The organism is Paenibacillus sp. MAH-35, assembly GCF_058135425.1.
Genome location: NZ_JBYUPU010000004.1, coordinates 184155 through 198984 on the forward strand (window position 1 = coordinate 184155; position 14830 = coordinate 198984).

Genomic DNA, 14830 nt, shown 5'->3' on the forward strand with positions numbered 1-14830 from the left:
CTTGATTGCATGCAAGCTGCCTTAAATCGGTGGTTCGGGCTGCGTGGAGAGGATGCCCGGAAGCTGTTCACGATGCTTCCGGTTTTTTATTTCGGGGGAGTAGCGGAGTCGCTGAATTATACGGCATTCATGGCTTTGTTCAATCAACGGTTCGGCGTACAGTTTCTGCCTTACGTCTACATCGCGGAAGCGGTCATCATGCCGGTCGAAGGCTGGCTGCTTGCGAAGCTCGCCGGACGGACCGCCAAGGACCGGTTTATGCGGATCCTGTACCTGATCATGCTGTTCATCCTGATCGGAAACGGCGCCGTGCTGCTGGCTTTTATGGCCGGCGGCTTCGACTTCCGCTATTATTATCCGATTCTGTTCGTCTCCTCGAACTTCGTCGTCCGCCAGCTGACGCTGCTGCTGTGGAGCACGGCATTCGATCTGTGCCCGACCCAGCAGGCGAAGCGGCTGATGCCGGTGTTCGTCGCTTCGACGACGACGGGAGGCATTACGGCGGGGATCGGCGCTTATCTGATCGGCAAATGGTTCGGCACGGTGGCGGTATATGCGCTTGCGCCGGTGATGCTGCTGATCGGGTACGGGTTTTTCCGGAAGTCGCTCGCCCGCTATTTAACGCCGCTGATGATCAAGGAAGCGGCGCGTAAGCAGGAGGCTCCCGAAACGGTCCGGCAGGACGAGAGGACGAACCGGTATTATATGAAACAAATCGTCGCCAGCCCGTTTCTGCTCACGGCGATCGGATTAATGACGCTGATGCCTACGCTGTACTTTATGATGGAGTATCAATACTTCAACGTTGCGGAAGCGCATTTTACAAACGAAGGGGACTTGACCGCATTTTACGGGCTCATCACCGCCTTGCAGTTCACTTTATGTCTGGGCCTGCAGACCGTCTCGGGCAAGCTGATGAACAAGCTCGGCGCCAGCAATGTGCTGCTCGGCATCTCCTTGCTGTTCGCCGGAGGCTTCGGCCTCGTCTCGGTGTCGATGAACGGACCCTACGGGCTCGGCGTCATATCGTTTTCATATGCGGTGTTGTATATTTTGCTTTATTATATCGCCGAGCCGTGCTACCAGCTTTTCTTTAAGATGATGCCGATCTCGGAGCGGGACGGGTTTCGTTATTACGCGCAAGGGCTTGCTGCTTCGGGCGGGATTTTGATCGGGTCGTTTCTGTCGATGACTCATTCGATGAGCTGGCTCGGGCTCGCGCCGCTGGCGTGGATCGGTATCGCGCTCAGCCTGGTCCTCATCGTCGTAGCCTGGTACGGCCGGCATCTGTACATTCGCGAGCTGGTCGGCAGCGTACAGTCGTTATTTGCGGACTTGTCCGAAAACGCCGTCTCGTTTCTGGGGGCGATGAACAGCTCCAAATCGTTATCGGCCATTCTCGGCTACCTGAAGCACCCGAACGATTACGTCCGCGAGCTGGCTCTGGAACTGATCGGCAAGGTGAAGGATTCCACCTTCTTCCCGCATCTGATCGGCCTGACCGGCGACGGCAGCGCACGTATCCGGTTCGCCGCCTTGCGGGCAATGAATTTACAGACGGCATCGCTGCAGGAACTCGTGCAGGTCGCCGCCTTTCTCGAAGATCCCGATGAGGAAGTGAGAGCGGAATGCGTCAAGCTGCTAGGGCGGGCGAAGCATATGAAAAGCCAGGCCCACTTCTTCCTGAGAGCCAAGCTGCTGGACGCCCAGCCCCGGGTCGTGCACGAAGGGATCAAGGCGCTGTATGCGCTCGAAAGTGAAGAAAGCTATCCCGCCTGCGAGGAGACGCTCGTCTCGATGCTTGACAAGGGCGGAGAATGGGCGATTTATGGCTGCCGCACGGTGGCTGATTTGAAGCTGACCTCGTACGCGCCATGGCTGATGACGCTTCTGGAGGACCCGAAGCCCGCAGTCCGGGCTGCCGCCATCCACGGACTCGGCAAGCTGGGATATACGGAAGCGGCCCCGGCTTTGCTGGCGATGATCCCGCTTGCTGATAAAGAAATTCGCAAAGCGATTCTGGATGCGTTTATCGATATCAACCAGCCTGCCGTACCGGTGTTGCTGGAGCATGCCGCAGGCGGCAACCCGTTCATCTGGAACTTGTCCGTAACCGCGCTGGCGTACATTCTGGATGAAAAGACGATCCGTCAAGATCTGATCGATTTGTGCATTCAGCGGATTACGACATCGAGCCGCGAAGGAGCTTTGCCCGAAGCGCTCGACAGACTGGGCAAGCCGGAGCTGTCCGAGCTTGCGGCCCAGCGGGTCATCGAGATTCATCTTTCGCTTCTGGAAGGGGTGTGGGCGGTGCTCGCCCAGCTGTCGGACGAACGCGTCGTCCTGTCGCTGCAGGATACGATCCGGGACGATAACGAGGAAGTGCGCGAGAACGGCATGGAAGTGTTGGCGGAAGGCATCGGCGACCGGCGGTTGTCGGGTGCACTTCTCGATTTTTTGAAACGGATGGAACATGCGGACGACAGTGGCTCCGGTCATCCGAGAGCGCTGATCGAAGACGCCCGGACATGGCCGGACGAATGGCTGAGCCGGATTGCGGCGCATGCGGTAGAGGAAGGGGAGCGGTCCGCCGTGAAGGAAGAGCGGAAAATGCTGTCGATGCTCGACAAAGTGATTTTTTTGAAGCAAGTCTCGTTGTTTTCCGATCTGTCGGTCGACGAGCTTGGGCATCTGGCCGGCATCTCGCAGGAAGAGGTGCATCCGGAGGGAGCGATTCTGCTTCGCCGGGGAGAGCCGTCGCCGAGCTTGTATATCGTCATCGAAGGAACCGTAGAGCTGAGCAACGGCTTGGAGGGGGTTAGCGGCGGAACGATCGGCGTCATCAGCTCCAAGCAGTCGTTAGGGGAGACGTCGGCGCTGGACGGGGCGGCCTCTTCGGTTACGGCGCAGGTGATCTTCGACGACGCCCTGCTGCTGGCGATGCATGGCGCTCAATTATCCAGACTGATCCGGCTGTATCCCGAGATCGGCATCGGACTGCTGCACGCCACAAGCGCGCGCGTCCGGCTGCTCGAGAATATGCTGATGAAGATGGCATGATCGTGCGGTAAACTATATGGCGTGGAAGGGGCAGGGGGATGAAAACCACAAGCATAAGCTTGCGAAACGAACTGCCGGAGCTGGAGCGGCTACGCCTCTTTCTGAATGAAACGGCCGAAGCGCTCGGCATGGATAATCGCGCGTTGTACCGGGTGAACCTGATCTGCGACGAACTGGTCACGAACATCATCTCATACGGGTACGGAGAAGGGCAGGAAGGCAGCCGGCGGATCGAGATCGGACTTGCCTTGAACGGTGATGTTCTGGATATTTTGATCTCGGACGACGGCATCGCCTTTAATCCGCTGAACCGGCCGGAGCCGGATGTGGAAGCCGGTCTGGAGGAGCGGAAGATCGGCGGGCTGGGCATTCATTTCGCCAAATCGTTAACCGAGAGCAAGACTTATGCCCGTGTAGAGGGACGCAATGAGCTGCGCTTGACGATGCGTCTGCGTCAGCACGAGGAGGAGGAAGAGACGGATGAACATTGCTGAGCGAACAGACGACGGGATTACGGTGTTTGCCATAAGCGGAAGACTGGATGCGAACACATCGGGCCATCTGGAGGCAAGTTTTCTGCAATCGGTGGAAGCGGGGGCCAGTCGTTTTGTCTTTAATCTGGGCGGTCTGGAGTATGTCAGCAGCGCCGGGCTTCGCAGCCTGCTGCTTGCCGCCAAAAAAGTGAAGGCGATCCAGGGCCGTCTCGCCCTGGCCCATCTGAGCGAGCAAGTTAGAGAAGTGTTCGACATGTCCGGGTTCAGCAGCATCTTCAAGCTATGCGCTACCGAGGACGAAGCGCTCCAGGCAACACGCGAGTAGCGCTTGCTTCCCGTTCGATACATGCGGCGGGCGCGGTCAGGCTGCGTAGAAGCGGCTGACGTTACTTACAGGATAGACGGGGGAGATGACGCCATGGAGACGCTCCCTTTCTTGCTGCCGGCCGTCCTGGCGTTTGCGGGATGGATATGGGGGGAACGGAGACGCCGGGCTTCGGATGCGGAGCTCAGGCGGACCATGCAGCTGTTCGAAGTGAGTCTGGAAATGAATTCGACGATCCGCAAGCAGGATCTGCTCCGCAAAATTATGGAGACGAGCGCCCGTGTCCTCCATGCGGAAGCGTCCTCGGTCATTCTCGTAGATCGCGAGAAGGGGGAGCTGTACTTCGAGCTGGCCACCGGTTCGAAGGGCGAGGAAGTTCGCGAAATCCGCCTCAAGATGGGGGAGGGCGTAGCGGGCTGGGTAGCGGAGAACGGACAGCCGGTAAAAATCGACGACGCTTCGCAAGATCCGCGCTGGTCGTCCAAGGTGGCGAACCGGGTCGACTATGCGACGCGCAATCTGCTCTGTGTCCCGATTTTCAGCAAAGGCGCGGTGATCGGCGTTCTGCAGGTTCTGAACAAGCGGAACGGCAAGGCGTTCACCGAACGCGACGTCAAGCTGCTCGAATCGATCGCATCGCCGACGGCGGTCTCTTTGGAGAACGCGATGTTATACGACGCCCTTGAAAAATCGATGGCGGCGCTGAAGGAGACGGTTGCGGCCAAAGAGCGGATGGAGAGCGAGCTGCGGATCGCCCAGCGGATCCAGATGAGCTTTCTTCCGAAGGAGCTGTCGTGGAAAAAAGCGGCGTCGGCGCTCTGGCAGGAGCCTGACGTATCGGCGGCGCTTGCCGGAGATCAGGTAGGGATGGACGATCATCGGCCGGCTGACCGGTTTGCTGCCGAAGTCCATGCGCTGCTCCGTCCCGCGCGTGAGGTCGGCGGCGATTTTTACGATTATTTCCGGCTGGGGGAGCGGGAACTGTTTTTCGCGTTGGGCGACGTCTCGGATAAAGGGATTCCGGCGGCGTTGTTTATGGCTATGATTATGACGCTTATCAAAGGTCGGATGTCAGAGGGGATGTCTCCGGGGGAGCTGCTGACGGAAGTGAACCGGGAGCTGTACAAAGACGATTCAACGATGTTTGCGACCATTTTTTGCGGTGTACTGAACGTCGAAAGCGGGACGCTGACTTACAGCGAAGGGGGCCACTGCACCCCGTATGTGCTCCGGCGCGACGGCGGTCTCGCTCCGCTGGCGGCACGAAAACATTTGCCCTTGGGTGTTATGGACGACACCGTGTATTCCGATCACGAGACGATGATCGAAAGCGGAGACCGGATCGTGCTGTACACCGACGGCATTACGGAAGCGGAGGACCGCTCGGGCCGGCAGTACGGCTCGCACAAACTGCAAACGCTGCTGGAGCTGCTTCGCGGGGCGGACGGTCCCGGGGTGCTTGAGGCCATGCTTGGTGACGTTGACCGGTTTGCAGACGGAGCGAAACAATTCGACGATATTGCGATTATGACATTGGAGAAAAAATAGGACCGATATACAATTTGTCCCATCGGGGCGGCTGGAATTGTGGTATAGTTGAATTATTCGATAATCAGCTTATCATCATCGGAACGAATCCGTAACATGAATCCGATCCATCTAAATAGGAGGTCGTACAGATGTCCATGCATAGCGGCGTACATAAACGTCCGGACGGCGATCTGGCGAGACAATCGAAACAAAGCCATAAACCGGCGGGGGCGGCCGCCGATCATCCGATGATGCAGCTGCAGCGAACGATCGGCAACAAGGCGATCGGCAGCATGCTGACCGGTGCCGGTCCCAGCGCTGCCCCGCTGCCGGCGGGAGTTCAGGCCAAGCTGACCGTGGGACCTGCCGGCGATGCTTATGAGCAGGAAGCGGATCAGGTCGGCAAGCTGGTGGCGGACCGGATCTCCTCAGCGTCTGCCGATACGGCGTCCGTTCAGCGCGAATCCGAAGGTCCGGAGCTGGAGGAAGAGGAGCTCCAGATGAAACGTTCGGCGGAAGGAATTCAGCGTGAATTCGAAGGTCCGGAGCTGGAGGAAGAGGAGCTTCAGATGAAGCGCTCGGCGGAAGGCATCCAGCGCGAATCCGAAGGCCCGGAGCTGGAGGAAGAGGAGCTCCAGATGAAGCGCTCAGCGGAAGGAATTCAGCGTGAATTCGAAGGCCCGGAGCTGGAGGAAGAGGAGCTCCAGATGAAACGTTCGGCGGAAGGAATTCAGCGTGAATTCGAAGGTCCGGAGCTGGAAGAAGAGGAGCTTCAGATGAAGCGCTCGGCGGAAGCGATTCAGCGAGCAAGCTCGGGCGGAGGCTTCGATGCCGACGCGTCCTTGGAGCAAGAGATCGAGCAGAAGCGGGGCGGCGGCAGTCCGATGGATATGCAGGTTCAAGCGAAGATGGAGTCTGCCTTCGGTTCCGGCTTCTCGGATGTGAACATCCATACCGATGCGAGCGCGGACCGGATGGCCGAATCGATCGGGGCGACGGCGTTTACGACCGGAAGCGATATCTTTTTCCGTCAAGGCCAGTACAACCCGGACAGCCGCCAAGGCCAAGAGCTGCTGGGTCATGAGCTGACCCATGTCGTGCAGCAGCGCGGGGGTGCGGTCCCAACCGAACAGCAGGGCTAGAGTCAGTCAGGATAGATCGCTTTTCCGCACCGTGCGCAGCTCCCAGCGCACGGTGCTTTGGCGTCACATAGTGGTGGTCAAGCACATGGCAGTAGGCGAATGGAAGTGCCAGTGAATTTGTCTTCGGACCGGGCTGCCACAGCGGCACGGGTCCCGGATCGCTACGGCCGGCCAGATCTTGGCCGATTGACGCTGTTGCGTGCGTCCTGTGCTCTGTGCTCCGTCGTATGCTCCGTCCTTGCATCGTCCAACATGCATTTTTTCACCTCCCGGCTTTGAATCGTCTCATTCTTGGGTACAATGGCAACTATGGAGGGACGAAGATGGGAATGACCTTGCATCCGGTACATTTGCGATTGGCGGAATTGTGGACGTTTTCGGTGAAAAGGAAATTAACTCCGTCGGAACAAACGGAGCTTGAACAATGCATGCAAGTGAATGCCAAGATATGTTGGGAAATGGCTTATTTGGAAAATGCTTCGCTCATGGCCTCGATGACCCGAGATACGGATTGGCAGCACGAAATATGCAGGCAAATCGACGAGTATCCGTACCGGGCGAAGCAGCCGGGTAACGGCGACGCCGGAACAAATGAAGCGCAGTAAAGGGGCACGGGACTTCGCGCGAGGGGTCTCGTGCTCTTTTTGTGTACAATGGAGAGGATATTCAAACCCGCTGTGGCGACAGGCTAACCAGGACACGGTAAACGATGAAAAGTTGAAAAGCTGCGACTTATGTAGGGGCCTTAGAAGTGGAAAGGATTCGTTTCGAAGTTATTCCTAATGGTTCAAATGTTCAAGCCGACTGAGGCGTTAGAGAGAACCGGGACATTGCGAACGTAGAATAGACACCGCTTATATAGGGCCGTTCGTCCTCGTGGCAGCTCGGCTCGCATCCCTGCTTTGGGCAAGAGGAGGGAACTAGCGAATAAGAGCGATTTGCAGCTTTTATTTTGTCCGAAACACCCTTGAATGGAGAAATAAAAGCGCTTTGGAGCTCTTATATTCCGCGGTAAGGGCGCAGAACCCACCAATTGATTGAAATAAGGGGTGCAAAAACCGCCTTTATTTTCATCGATTTTTCGATATGGCCGAAAATAGAGGGTGCCAGAAACTGTTATTTTGTTCCTGAGCCGTTTAAGTTTGCGACTTTCAACAAAGCTGGAAAGGTTAGCTTTCTTTCAGGGGTAACTAGCTAAGTTTGATGGATTGCGATGAGTCTAAGGTCCTATTATTTCTTGGGAAATAAATCAGTTGCTTCGCAACATCTAGATCTTTCGGCGGTCTTTCACCTTGGCGTCCTGATGCTGGGCAAACTTGCCCGAATATTCGACCAGCCCGATCTCGCAGCCGGGACCGATCGATATGTGATTTCCACGGACTATGTCGGCCTTCGTATACTCCAATTGGATATCGTCACCCTCAATTGTCTCGACGGTTAATTGTTCTTTATTAAAAGTCAGCGCTTTGACCAGCTTCGCGATCGGGTTGGCTTTCCTGCTTTTACGGACGCAGATGCGATCCCCGCCGATTTCCCGAGCCCGGCATTCAGAATGCAGTTCGATATCGATGGTCCCGGCGTTGAGTAAACCTTGTATGCGGAAGCTTCCCCGGGATTCGAACGATTCGGCGCTGTAATTTCCTTTAAGCGACATAAAACCGTTTAATCCGATCCGTTCACAGGTAAATTGACTTCCGACTTTGGCGTATCCGTCGATTCGTAACACTCCGGCGCATTGGACAACTCCTGCAAATTTGCTCCACATAGATCGAATCCCCCTCGATTGACTCTACCGTCAAAGTACCTTCATAAAAGTCGGCGGGCAGAAACATCGACCCGATCAGTTGTTTCACCAGAGGCCTTCGGCCCGCCGAACGACGATCTGCTCTCCGCCGATCTCCTTCACCCTGCAGCAGCTGTGGAGCAGCAGCTCGATAGCCCCGGCATTTACAAGACCGCCGATATGAAAAATCCCTTTCAGGCGAAGCCGTTCCCTTCATATTTTTAATTTTGCCGATCCGGGCCAAAATGTCCGCTTTTGGAAAAAACGTCTTTTGACCGGTATAGGTGGATTTGCGGACGAACCATTCTTCGGGAATTAAGTTTTTGCGCTTCCACCGGTACAGCTGCCCGTACGAGATCGAAGTTAATTCGAGCAGTTCCTTTTTGGAGATTAGCTCTTGCTCCAGATCGACACCTCCTGAGGAAATGAGTGTAAGATAACATTGTTGCGTTGTAAACGAAATGACATAACAACCCTTGAGGTAACGACGTATTATAATCCTGTTTTGTTTATGGGGGATGTGATCGCAGTTAACCCAAGCAGCGATCGGAAGAATGAGAAAGCACCGGGAACTCTTGAGAGGCGAGTTGCCGGCGCTTACTAAACAATATTTCACTTTGTCTCTGCATCTAAAGTGCGAAAGGGGGAGGACATTTTCATGATCACCAATGCCTGCTGTTTACGCTGTGACATTCGACGATTTAAGCAGGGAGGAACCAAATAGGAGCGGTTTGTTGCTTTTATTAGGTCCGAAACTCGCTCGACCGGGGAAATAAGAGCGGTTTGGGGATGTTAAAATCTGCGAAAAGGGTGTGGCCCCCGTCAGATGGAAGAAATAAGGGGTACAGATGAGGCTGTCGATTCAATGTGTAGAAGTGTTAGCAGGCCGTTCCAAGTGAAAAGATACCTTCTTCTGCTCAAACAGGTTGTCCGGAATCCCTTGATTTCATAACGATTGTAAGGTAGGAGATTCCAGACAAAACTCGCCAGAAGGTCATCTTTTCCCTTTCCACTTGGTTGTCCACTATGAATCGACAGCCTCGCCAAGACGCTTATTTCGTTATTAGCCTATCGCCAGTGCCAGTCCAATACCAGCGGATTTCGCTTTCAGCGAAGCGGAGCGCATCATGCCCGCAAGAAAACCTCCTCTTCGGAAAGGCCTACCTCGCGGAATGACTGCATTTACGTTACCGTTCAGGCGTTTTTCGAACTACAAGGTGCCTTGAAAATAGTAAGGGGCCGAACCGGAAGGAGCGTCATCCATGCCGCTCAGCTTTTCCGGCAAATACGTCATCAGCTCGTTGGCCGCGGGGAGCTCCATCCAGCACACTTCCACAATATCGCCGTCAGGGTCCATAATCTCCAGTTCGCCGCCGGTGATGGTCGCATAAAAGGTAAAGATAACGACATGATGGCCGCTTGTCTCAAAAAACATCTCCCTGACCGAGTGCAGGCTGCCGATCCGCACGTCGTATCCGCATTCTTCCTTCGTCTCGCGGATGGCCGCCTGTTCGAGCGTCTCGCCCGGTTCGACGGCTCCGCCCGGCGTCGTCCAGTTATACTTGCCGTCCTTCTGACTTCGGACCATGACGATTTTTTGGCGGGTCTTGTCCAGAAGTATCGTTGAAGCTACATCAATCCTTTTCAATCAATAACGGCCCCCTTCATTTCTATTCCGAACGCTGCTGCAAAATATGCCGGGTAATGGCCACCCCGTGGTGGCGTCCGGTCTCGATGAAAATCTCGTTCGCATCGGCGCCTGCCGCAATGACGCCTGCAAGGTAAAGGCCGGGTACGTTCGTCTCCATCGTCTCCGGATCGAACAACGGCTTCTCCGGATCGCCCTCCATGCGGATGCCGGCCGATTGCAGAAACTCGCGGTCCGGCCGAAAGCCGGTCAGAGCGAGCACGAAGTCGTTCTCCAGCTCGGTCGTGTCGTCGCCGCCTTCCACGACAATATGCGTTTCTTCAATAGCGACTACCCGCGACCGGAATAACATGCGGATGCGTCCCTTGGTCACCATGCTGTCGAACAGCGGGCGGACCCAAGGCTTCACGCTTGGCGAGATCGAGTCTCTGCGGTAGACGACCGTCACTTCCGCACCGACCCGGATCAGCTCCATCGCCGCATCGACGGCCGAATTGTTGCCTCCAATAATCGCCACCTTCATACCCGTGTAAGGGTGGGCCTCCCGGAAAAAGTGGCTGACCTTGGGCAACTGCTCGCCGGGAATGCCGATCATATTGGGATGATCGAAATATCCGGTCGCCAAAATGACATGTTTCGCTTCGTAGCTGCCGGCGCGTCCCGCTTTGTCCAGGCTGGTTACGCGGAACCCGTCGTCTGTCCGGACGATCCCGGTCACCTGCTCGTAGGAGCGGATTCGGATATTCTCGCGAAGCGCCACGTTGCGGTAATAGTTCAGCGCTTCCGCCCTCGTAGGCTTCTCGTTCGGTGTCGAGAACGGGATGCCGCCGATCTCCAGCAGCTCCGGCGTACTGAAAAAATGCATATAGGTCGGATATAAATAGATCGAATGAACGACCGATTGCTTCTCGATAAGGAGCGGATCGAAGCCGGCCCGCTGCAGCTCCAGTGCTGCCGATAAGCCGCAAGGCCCCGCGCCGACGATAATAACTTGTTCCATAATGTGCTGCGCCTCCCGTTGTGTGCTGAACTCGTTGTAACAAAACAAGTTTATTGTACCATAACCGGCGGGGCGACACGACGATCGCTGAGGGGGATAGGCTGCACCGGCCGGTGGCCCGCTAACCAAGCCCGCGAAACCGGAAACACGTCGCAGACTACCGGAGCACGAGTACCAAGCAGAGCTAAAGATGCGGCTTGAAAAAGGGAAGTTAAGCGTCGGCAGCGTCGTTTCAGCCGATAAGATAAGCTCTGAACATGTATTTGCTAAAAGGGGATGGAATGCATGCTGTTTGCCGCCGTTTTTTTGTACTGGCCCGGGCTGGAACCGTGCATCGATTTGAAAAACCGGTTAAACGAATAGGGATTGTCGTAGCCGACCCGGTTGCCGATCTCCTTGATGGTCAAATCCGTCGTAGCGAGTAAATATTGCGCTTTCCTCAGTCTTTGCTGCGAGATGTACTGCATCGGAGGCAAACCGAAAGCTTCCTGAAATTCTTTGTAAAAATGAGAGTTCGATATATACATCAGCTCGGCCAGACGGGATACTTTAATATTCCCGGCAAGATGGCGTTCGATATGGGATATAACAGGACGAAACCGTTCGAACTTGCCGATTTCTTCGACAGTGGCAAAATTGACGTCAGGGAAAGACATAATCAGTTCAAGCAGGGAATAGATCCGGCGTTTGAGCTGTAACATGGCGATCAGGGAAGCGCGGCCCCCGGCATGCTGTCGCTTCCCTTGATCGATGCTAAAACGAACAAGGCGGCTTTGGATACGGGCGGATGGAAAACGTATCTTGAAAATATATTGAGGTTTTACCAAATTCCCGGAATCGCCACAAACGCCGATGATTTGAAAGCGTCTTCGGGAGCGGGCGCCTATACGAAGTTTACGAAAGAACAGTCGGTAGCCTCCATTCTGACTTATACTTCCAATTATCCGAAGAAAAGCGCCGGAATCGAGATGAACTGGGATGCCGTCCAGTATCCCCAATTTCCGCAAGCGCCGGATACCGGTTCGATGCCGCACATGGTTTTTATGGCTCTTTCTGCGACGAGCAAACATAAAGAGGAAGCTTTCAAGGCCATGACCGCGATGACAAGCGAGGAGGTTCAACTGTCTCTTGCCCGGATCGGCGTAATCCCTGTATTGAAAAATCAGCAGAAAGTGCTCGAGGTGTTCGGAACGGGAACGGAAGATTTGAAAGGCCGCAATGTAAAAGGATTAATTCCTCGGAAATATGCAGCTGCGGTGCCCTACAGCAAACATACCCAGATGGCGAACGGGGTTCTGGGCGGCAAGCTGGACAGCGTCATTCTGGGGAGCAAAGATTTAAATACGGCGCTCCGCGAAGCTGCGGAACAAGTCAATCAGGAAATCGCCAAGTTAAACACCAGTAGCCATCTGCGATCAAGCGGACGTATCGCCGACCCGTCAGGAGAGGCTGCCCGTTATCCGGTCTGCAGCATCGGCCGTGTCTCTGCACCTGGGCTCCTCCCCCCGCAAACATCCGATTCAGACCAATGAGAGTTAATTCAGAGGACGGATTGTATACTCACGATAAAGACAATTCGTCCCAACCGTGGTAGCATGAAGAGGATAATTGGAAAATGTGGAGCTTTCGCACAGAAAGCGTGGAGGAGGAGCTTTAGGCATGCAGAAAAGCGACGGCATGAACTACGCCCCGCAAGGAAAACCGAAACCGGTAGTCGAACCCGGGCAATTCGTCTTTGCCGCCGTGGCGCTCGATCATGGGCATATATACGGCATGTGCAACGGCTTGACTGAGGCGGGCGCTACACTGAAGTGGGTCTACGATCCGGACCCGGCCAAGGTTCAGGCGTTTTGCGCCAGATTTCCCAAGGTGAACGTTGCGGAATCGGAGCGTCAAGTGCTGGAAGATCCGGAGGTCAAGCTGATTGCGGCCGCTGCGGTACCTTCCGAGCGGTGTGCGCTTGGACTTCGCACGATGGAGCACGGCAAAGATTATTTCACCGACAAAACGCCGTTCACCACGCTGGAGCAGCTAGCCGCAGCCAAAGAGATGACGAGCCGCACCGGGCTTAAATATATGGTTTATTACAGCGAGCGGCTGCATGTCGAGAGCGCGATCTATGCCGGACAGCTTATTAAGGAAGGCGCGATCGGGCGCGTCGTGCAAGTAATCGGCACCGGTCCGCACCGGCTGAACGCTCCGTCCCGGCCCGACTGGTTTTTCCAGAAAGAAAAGTACGGCGGCATCTTGTGCGATATCGGCAGCCATCAGATCGAGCAGTTTTTGTTTTTCTCCGGCTGCCAGGACGCCAAGGTCGTACATAGCAAAGTGGCGAACTACAATTGCAAGCAGTATCCCGAGCTGGAAGATTTCGGGGACGCGACGCTTGTCGGAGATAACGGAGCGACGAACTATTTCCGCGTCGACTGGCTGACGCCGGACGGTCTCGGCACTTGGGGAGACGGGCGGACGATTATTATGGGAACCGAAGGATACATCGAACTGCGCAAATATATCGACATCGCACGAACGAAGGAAGGCAATCACGTGTACCTCGTAAACGGCGAAGGCGAGAAGCATTTCGCGGTCAGCGGCCAGATCGGCTATCCGTTCTTCGGCGAGCTGGTCCTGGACTGCCTGAACCGGACCGAGATCGCGATGACCCAGGCGCACGCGTTCAAGGCGGCGGAGCTTTGTCTGATCGCCCAGCGCGATGCGATCGTAGTCGAATAAATAGTGGTTTATTGAAAAACCGGTGTAGCCGACGAAAACGGCTCCCCGGTTTTTTCCTGTTGCGGCGGGATATATTTCTCCAATCCGGTTAATCCGGCGCAATTCCGGTTTAATAAATTTAAGCCGCAACTATTCGATTTGCGGTTTACAGATAGGAGACGTTGACGTAGAATGGTTTACGCAACCCTGAATATTGAATGAATTTGGCCGCAACAGGGGATGAATCCATGGCAATCAAGTCGAAACAGTGGGACTACTTTCATCGCACTACCGATCAGAAGGAACAGATGAACGTGCTCATCGATGCGTCTCATTCCGGACAAACGCCGCTTCCCGGATTTTCCCGTCTGCTCTCGATCGTCATTAATCTGTATGCGATCGCGACGGACAAGGAAGAGCGGGATACTGCGCAAGGAAAGCTGGGCATTCTGGAGAGACGTCTGGAACATATATTTTCCGACTCCCTGCAAGCTGTGTATATCGGCCGCATCAATACCGAATCCCGGCTGGAGTTTTATTATTATGCGAAGCCGGGAGGTACGCCCCACCGCCAATTGGCGGAGAAGGTGATGGCGGAATATCCGAAGTACCGGTGGATCGCTTCCGAGCGCGAAGACGCGGACTGGTCGTTCTACGAATACTTGAAACCGAATCAGGTCGAGAAACTGTATTCGAAAAATAATGTGCTGCTCCAATCGCTGGCGGAGAAGGGGGATCGGTTCGGCATCCCCCGGGAAGTGTATCACTGGCTCCGCTTCGCAAGCGGTGACGATCTGCGCAAAGCGGCGGACGAGGCGAAGCAGCTCGGCTACACAGTCGTGAATTCGGACATGGACGCGAACAAGGCGACATATCCGCATACGCTCATCCTGAGCAAGATCCATCCGATCGCCGTCAAAGCGATGAACGATTCGGTCCGCGAGCTGTACAACCTCACTCATTCGTTCTCGGGCAAATACGAGGGCTGGGGAACCGACATCCGGCAGAAGCTGTGGCGTAGGCTGACGGATAAGATCGGAGGCAGAAGGCTGCTGCTGCTGGCGGGCGCCCTGCTGCTCTTGTCGGCGGCGGCGATGCTGTTCGCCCGGCTATGATGCGATGAATAAGACGAGTCC

At 55.4% G+C, this 14830-nt stretch carries 13 protein-coding genes and 1 pseudogene; 9 read left to right on the forward strand and 5 right to left on the reverse strand.

The genetic code is table 11. From position 1 onward, the window contains the following. The first annotated feature begins 9 nt into the window (after positions 1-9). From AC3Y2E_RS05635 to AC3Y2E_RS05660, 6 genes are all read left to right on the forward strand, one after another. The gene (locus tag AC3Y2E_RS05635; protein ID WP_379208022.1) at positions 10-3060 is read left to right on the forward strand and encodes a HEAT repeat domain-containing protein; all 3051 of its coding nucleotides are present in this window, start codon (positions 10-12) and stop codon (positions 3058-3060) included. Between the two features lie 38 nt (positions 3061-3098). Next, positions 3099-3554 (forward strand): ATP-binding protein, encoded by a 456-nt coding sequence (locus AC3Y2E_RS05640; RefSeq protein WP_379208025.1) that lies wholly within the window; start codon positions 3099-3101, stop codon positions 3552-3554. After that, positions 3541-3879 (forward strand): STAS domain-containing protein, encoded by a 339-nt coding sequence (locus tag AC3Y2E_RS05645; protein WP_379208027.1) that lies wholly within the window; start codon positions 3541-3543, stop codon positions 3877-3879. Before AC3Y2E_RS05640 ends, AC3Y2E_RS05645 begins: the two co-directional genes overlap by 14 nt. A 93-nt stretch (positions 3880-3972) precedes the next feature. Further along, positions 3973-5427 (forward strand): PP2C family protein-serine/threonine phosphatase, encoded by a 1455-nt coding sequence (locus AC3Y2E_RS05650; RefSeq protein WP_379208029.1) that lies wholly within the window; start codon positions 3973-3975, stop codon positions 5425-5427. A gap of 131 nt (positions 5428-5558) precedes the next feature. Continuing rightward, positions 5559-6551 carry an eCIS core domain-containing protein gene (locus tag AC3Y2E_RS05655; RefSeq protein WP_379208031.1) on the forward strand — a complete coding sequence of 331 codons (993 nt, stop codon included), beginning with the start codon at positions 5559-5561 and terminating at the stop codon, positions 6549-6551. A 323-nt stretch (positions 6552-6874) separates the two neighbouring features. After that, positions 6875-7156: a DUF7667 family protein gene (locus AC3Y2E_RS05660; RefSeq protein WP_317891274.1), complete on the forward strand. Its 282-nt coding sequence runs from the start codon at positions 6875-6877 to the stop codon at positions 7154-7156. A 662-nt stretch (positions 7157-7818) separates the two neighbouring features. Here AC3Y2E_RS05660 and AC3Y2E_RS05665 read toward each other — a convergent pair. From AC3Y2E_RS05665 to AC3Y2E_RS05685, 5 genes and pseudogenes are all read right to left on the reverse strand, one after another. Further along, complete coding sequence (locus AC3Y2E_RS05665) at positions 7819-8316, reverse strand: cell shape determination protein CcmA (protein ID WP_379208331.1); 498 nt, start codon at positions 8314-8316, stop codon at positions 7819-7821. Between the two features lie 217 nt (positions 8317-8533). Further along, positions 8534-8740, reverse strand: a pseudogene (gene cap37, locus AC3Y2E_RS05670) (transcriptional regulator Cap37); the annotation flags it as partial. A gap of 804 nt (positions 8741-9544) precedes the next feature. Beyond that, the gene (locus AC3Y2E_RS05675; protein ID WP_379208034.1) at positions 9545-9982 is read right to left on the reverse strand and encodes an NUDIX hydrolase; all 438 of its coding nucleotides are present in this window, start codon (positions 9980-9982) and stop codon (positions 9545-9547) included. A 22-nt stretch (positions 9983-10004) separates the two neighbouring features. Further along, complete coding sequence (locus tag AC3Y2E_RS05680; protein WP_379208036.1) at positions 10005-10982, reverse strand: YpdA family putative bacillithiol disulfide reductase; 978 nt, start codon at positions 10980-10982, stop codon at positions 10005-10007. Between the two features lie 266 nt (positions 10983-11248). Beyond that, positions 11249-11683: a helix-turn-helix transcriptional regulator gene (locus AC3Y2E_RS05685; protein WP_379208039.1), complete on the reverse strand. Its 435-nt coding sequence runs from the start codon at positions 11681-11683 to the stop codon at positions 11249-11251. Between the two features lie 27 nt (positions 11684-11710). Between AC3Y2E_RS05685 and AC3Y2E_RS05690 the strand changes: the two genes are divergently transcribed. The 3 genes from AC3Y2E_RS05690 to AC3Y2E_RS05700 all read left to right on the forward strand — a co-directional run bounded on the left by AC3Y2E_RS05690 (position 11711) and on the right by AC3Y2E_RS05700 (position 14809). Continuing rightward, on the forward strand, positions 11711-12514 hold the full coding sequence (locus AC3Y2E_RS05690) for a type 2 periplasmic-binding domain-containing protein (protein WP_379208042.1): 804 nt from the start codon (positions 11711-11713) through the stop codon (positions 12512-12514). Between the two features lie 127 nt (positions 12515-12641). Then, entirely contained in the window at positions 12642-13715 is a 1074-nt protein-coding gene (locus AC3Y2E_RS05695; protein WP_379208044.1) for a Gfo/Idh/MocA family protein, read from the forward strand. A 227-nt stretch (positions 13716-13942) separates the two neighbouring features. After that, a complete protein-coding gene (locus AC3Y2E_RS05700) occupies positions 13943-14809 on the forward strand; it encodes a DUF695 domain-containing protein (protein WP_379208046.1) in 867 nt (288 codons plus the stop codon). Positions 14810-14830: the final 21 nt, after the last annotated feature.

Bases quoted from the DNA above. Each gene is read 5' to 3' on its own strand.
- AC3Y2E_RS05635 (WP_379208022.1), top strand. From the start codon at position 10: ATGCAAGCTGCCTTAAATCGGTGGTTCGGGCTGCGTGGAGAGGATGCC.
- AC3Y2E_RS05640 (WP_379208025.1), top strand. From the start codon at position 3,099: ATGAAAACCACAAGCATAAGCTTGCGAAACGAACTGCCGGAGCTGGAG.
- AC3Y2E_RS05645 (WP_379208027.1), top strand. From the start codon at position 3,541: ATGAACATTGCTGAGCGAACAGACGACGGGATTACGGTGTTTGCCATA.
- AC3Y2E_RS05650 (WP_379208029.1), top strand. From the start codon at position 3,973: ATGGAGACGCTCCCTTTCTTGCTGCCGGCCGTCCTGGCGTTTGCGGGA.
- AC3Y2E_RS05655 (WP_379208031.1), top strand. From the start codon at position 5,559: ATGTCCATGCATAGCGGCGTACATAAACGTCCGGACGGCGATCTGGCG.
- AC3Y2E_RS05660 (WP_317891274.1), top strand. From the start codon at position 6,875: ATGGGAATGACCTTGCATCCGGTACATTTGCGATTGGCGGAATTGTGG.
- AC3Y2E_RS05665 (WP_379208331.1), bottom strand. From the start codon at position 8,316: ATGTGGAGCAAATTTGCAGGAGTTGTCCAATGCGCCGGAGTGTTACGA.
- AC3Y2E_RS05680 (WP_379208036.1), bottom strand. From the start codon at position 10,982: ATGGAACAAGTTATTATCGTCGGCGCGGGGCCTTGCGGCTTATCGGCA.
- AC3Y2E_RS05685 (WP_379208039.1), bottom strand. From the start codon at position 11,683: ATGTTACAGCTCAAACGCCGGATCTATTCCCTGCTTGAACTGATTATG.
- AC3Y2E_RS05690 (WP_379208042.1), top strand. From the start codon at position 11,711: ATGCTGTCGCTTCCCTTGATCGATGCTAAAACGAACAAGGCGGCTTTG.
- AC3Y2E_RS05695 (WP_379208044.1), top strand. From the start codon at position 12,642: ATGCAGAAAAGCGACGGCATGAACTACGCCCCGCAAGGAAAACCGAAA.
- AC3Y2E_RS05700 (WP_379208046.1), top strand. From the start codon at position 13,943: ATGGCAATCAAGTCGAAACAGTGGGACTACTTTCATCGCACTACCGAT.